Below are 3,440 nucleotides of genomic sequence, written 5' to 3'. Positions count from 1 at the left end.
ACCTTCTTCTTGACATTCGGGTTGACCTCCTTGGCGCCGGCGAAGAAGGCGTTGACCAGCCGGTTCACTTCCGGAATGCCCATCGCCGCGACAGCGCCGACCGTGCCCGACTTCGACATCTTGCCGGCGATCATGCCGGACAGATAGGCCGGCTCATGGATCCAGTTGTCGAAGACGCCGAAATTGGGTTCGGCCGGACCGGCGCCGGAGCCGAACAGCCAGGCGGTCTTCGGGAACTGCTTGGCGGTCTTTCGCGATTCGCGCTCGGCGGCGAAGGCATCGCCCAGCACCAGTTGGTAGCCGCCCTGCGCATATTCGCGCATCACACGGCTGAAGTCGGCGGTCTGCACCTTTTCCGACCATTTGTATTCGATGCCCAGCTCCTTCTGGGCCTTCTGCAGGGCGACATGGATCTGGTTGTCCCACGGCTCCTCGATCGGCGTGGCGAAGATCGCCGCCACCTTCAGCTTCTTGTCCTTGGCGAAAGCCATACCGGGCAGCGCGGCCGCCGCGAGACCGAGCGCGCCGAGTTCCAGCACGTTGCGCCGCGACAGGCCGGCGCGTTGCGATTTGCTATGATCGTTTTCCATTGAAGTGCCCCTCTGTTCGACAGCCGTGTCGAGCCGGCCGTTCAAAAAATGTCAGACGCCAAGACTATGGAACGCCGCCTGAGTTTTGTCCACATGGTCAAATTTGGCCGTCGATCGTTGTGTGTAAGCCGAGAAGATCGGCGGGACAGCACCCCCCTCTGGCCTGCCGGCCATCTCCCCCGCAAGGGGGGAGATCAGCAGTCATGACGGCCTTCGCCAATCTCGGGCTTCGCAAGAGCAGCGAGGCGCCAGAACTGCCAATCTCCCCCCTTTGCGGGGGAGATGTCCGGCAGGACAGAGGGGGGTGCGAAGGAACTCCGGCGCTTGTTCCGGATGGCTGTACTATCCCTCCCAGCGCCCCGTCTCCGCAAACCTTCTCAGCAGCGGCGCCGGCTCGAAGATCAGCCGCCCTGTCCTTGCGTGCCAATACTCCAGCCGCTCGACGATCTTGCCGGCCCCTTCGAGCCCGGCCCAGAACATCGGCCCGCCCTTGCCGACCGGAAAGCCGTAACCATTGGCCCAGACGACATCGATATCTGACGCCCGCGCAGTGATCCCCTCCTCGAGGATCTTCGCGCCCTCGTTGACCAGTGGATAGAGCGTGCGCTCGATGATCTCCTCCGCGTCGATCGCGCGCGGCGCGATACCCAGTTCCGCCACCTTGGCGCGGATCAGCGCCTCGACGTCCGGGTCCGCAACCGGCTCCCGCGAGCCGCCGTCATAGCGGTACCAGCCGCGCCCGGTCTTCTGGCCGAAGCGGCCCTGCTCGCACAGCGTATCGGCAATGACCGCCGTCTGGCCGCGCGCCTTGCGGTTGCGCCAGCCGATATCAAGGCCGGCGAGATCGCCCATCTGGAACGGCCCCATCGGCCAGCCGAAATCGGTGAACGCCTTGTCGACCTGACTTGGCGTCGCGCCTTCGAGCAATAGCGCTTCGTTCTCTGCACCTCGCGCGGACAGCATACGGTTGCCGACGAAGCCGTGGCAAACGCCGACGACGACCGCCACCTTGCCGACGCGCCGCGCCAGATCGGTGACCGTCGCCAGCGCATCCGGCGCGGTTTTCTCGGCCCGCACGATCTCAAGCAGCTTCATGACATTGGCCCGCGAGAAGAAATGCATGCCGAGCACGTCCTGCGGCCGCGAGGTCGAGGCGGCGATTGCGTTGACGTCGAGATAGGAGGTGTTGGTGGCGAGGATGGCGCCGGGCCCGGCGACTGCGTCGAGCCGGCCGAACACCTCCCTCTTCACCGCCATGTCCTCGAACACGGCCTCGATGATCAGGTCGCAATCGGCAAGGTCGGCATAGTCGGTGCTGCCCTTGAACAGGCCGAGACGCTGCTGTTTCGCCTCCTCCGTCAGCGAGCCACGGCTGACCGAGACGGCATAGTTCTTGTCGATCGTCGTCAGCCCACGTTGCAGCGCTTCCTCGCTCGTCTCCAGCAAGGTCACCGGGAAACCGCCATTGACGAAGGCCATGGCGATGCCACCGCCCATCGTGCCGGCGCCGATGATGCCGACGCGGGCAATATTGCGTCGCTGCAGATCCTTGCCCGGCACCTTCGCGGCCTCGCGCTCGGCGAAGAACAGATGCCGCTGCGCCCGCGACTGGTCGCCGGAAACGAGTTGCAGGAAGAGCTGGCGCTCGGCAGCCAGAGCTTCGTCGAAAGGCAAGGTGATCGCGTTGCGCACGGCCTCGGTGCAGGCAAGCGGCGCCTCGAGCCCGCGCGCTTTCTTGGCGAGTTCAGCCGCCCGGGCGTCGAAAGCGGCAAGATCGGCTTCAGCCAGACGGTCGTTGCGGTCTCGGACAGCGATGAACGCTCCGCCTCGGTCAGCCATTTCGCTAGCGAAACGAATTGCTTCTGCCAACAGATCGCCATCAAACACCGCGTCGACAAGACCCGCCGCCTTGGCTTCACCGGCCGAAATCGGCGTGCCCGAAACGATCATGCCGAGCGCTTTCGCGGCACCCACCAGGCGCGGCAGGCGCACCGTGCCGCCGCCGCCCGGCAGCAGGCCGAGCTTCACTTCCGGCAGGCCGAGCTTTGCGCCTTGATCGGCAATGCGGAAATGGCAGCCGAGCGCCAGTTCCAGCCCGCCTCCCAGCGCCGTGCCGTGGATGGCGGCGACGGTCGGCTTGGCGATGGTTTCCAGCAAGGCGATGATGGCGCGCAGCTCCGGCTGCTCGACCGGCTTGCCGAATTCGGTGATGTCGGCGCCGGCGACAAAGGTGCGCCCGGCGCAGGCGATGACGATGGCCCTGGCGGCAGGATCGTCACGCAGCGCGGCGAGCGCCGCATGGAGCGGCTTGCGGACATGAAACCTCAGCGCATTGACCGGTGGATTGTCGATTATGACCACCGCCACGCCGTTCTCGTTCGCGACGTCGACGAAATTGGACAAGCGGAACCTCCCGAGACCCGGCTGCGACCAGGACGGGTTTATTACGCCGCGTCGCGAATTGAAACCGGATGCCGTGCTGGCACAATGCTTGTCGGAAAGCTTAGCCGGAAGCGTTGCGTTCCTTCACACCCCCCTCTGCCCTGCCGGGCATCTCCCCCGCAAGGCCCGCAAGGGGGGAGATCGGAAGCTTGAGCGCTCCGCTCATTCCTGCGATGTTTGAGATTGGCGAAAGCCAAAGCGACGTCCAATCCCCCCTCTTGCGGCGGTTGAGGAGCGGTCCGCGCAGCGGACGGAAAGCCAATTGCTTGGCTTTCCGAGCGACGAAAGCCGGCAGGCCAGAGGGCTGTCCCGCCAACCTCTCGCAGCCCTGCGCCAACGCGACTATCGCACGGCCTTCTCCCCACCCGCTGCCGTGATCACCCCGACGATGATCAGCCCGGTCAGCAC

General features: G+C 65.3%; 2 protein-coding genes. Both read right to left on the bottom strand.

Going from position 1 to position 3,440, the window contains the following annotated elements; all coding sequences use genetic code 11:
• On the bottom strand, positions 1–590 hold a 590-nt coding region (locus tag EOA29_RS29480), incomplete at its 3' end, for a BMP family ABC transporter substrate-binding protein (RefSeq protein ID WP_127221980.1).
• Between the two features lie 342 nt (positions 591–932).
• Positions 933–2,993, bottom strand: coding sequence for a 3-hydroxyacyl-CoA dehydrogenase NAD-binding domain-containing protein (locus tag EOA29_RS29475; protein ID WP_127221979.1), 2,061 nt, complete (start codon positions 2,991–2,993; stop codon positions 933–935).
• Positions 2,994–3,440 lie beyond the last annotated feature (447 nt).

Origin of the sequence: Mesorhizobium sp. M1E.F.Ca.ET.063.01.1.1, from assembly GCF_003998155.1 — a bacterium.
Classification (GTDB): Bacteria; Pseudomonadota; Alphaproteobacteria; order Rhizobiales; family Rhizobiaceae; genus Mesorhizobium.
Note: the sequence above shows the minus strand (reverse complement) of the source record. Positions and strands in the feature narration are given on the sequence as shown.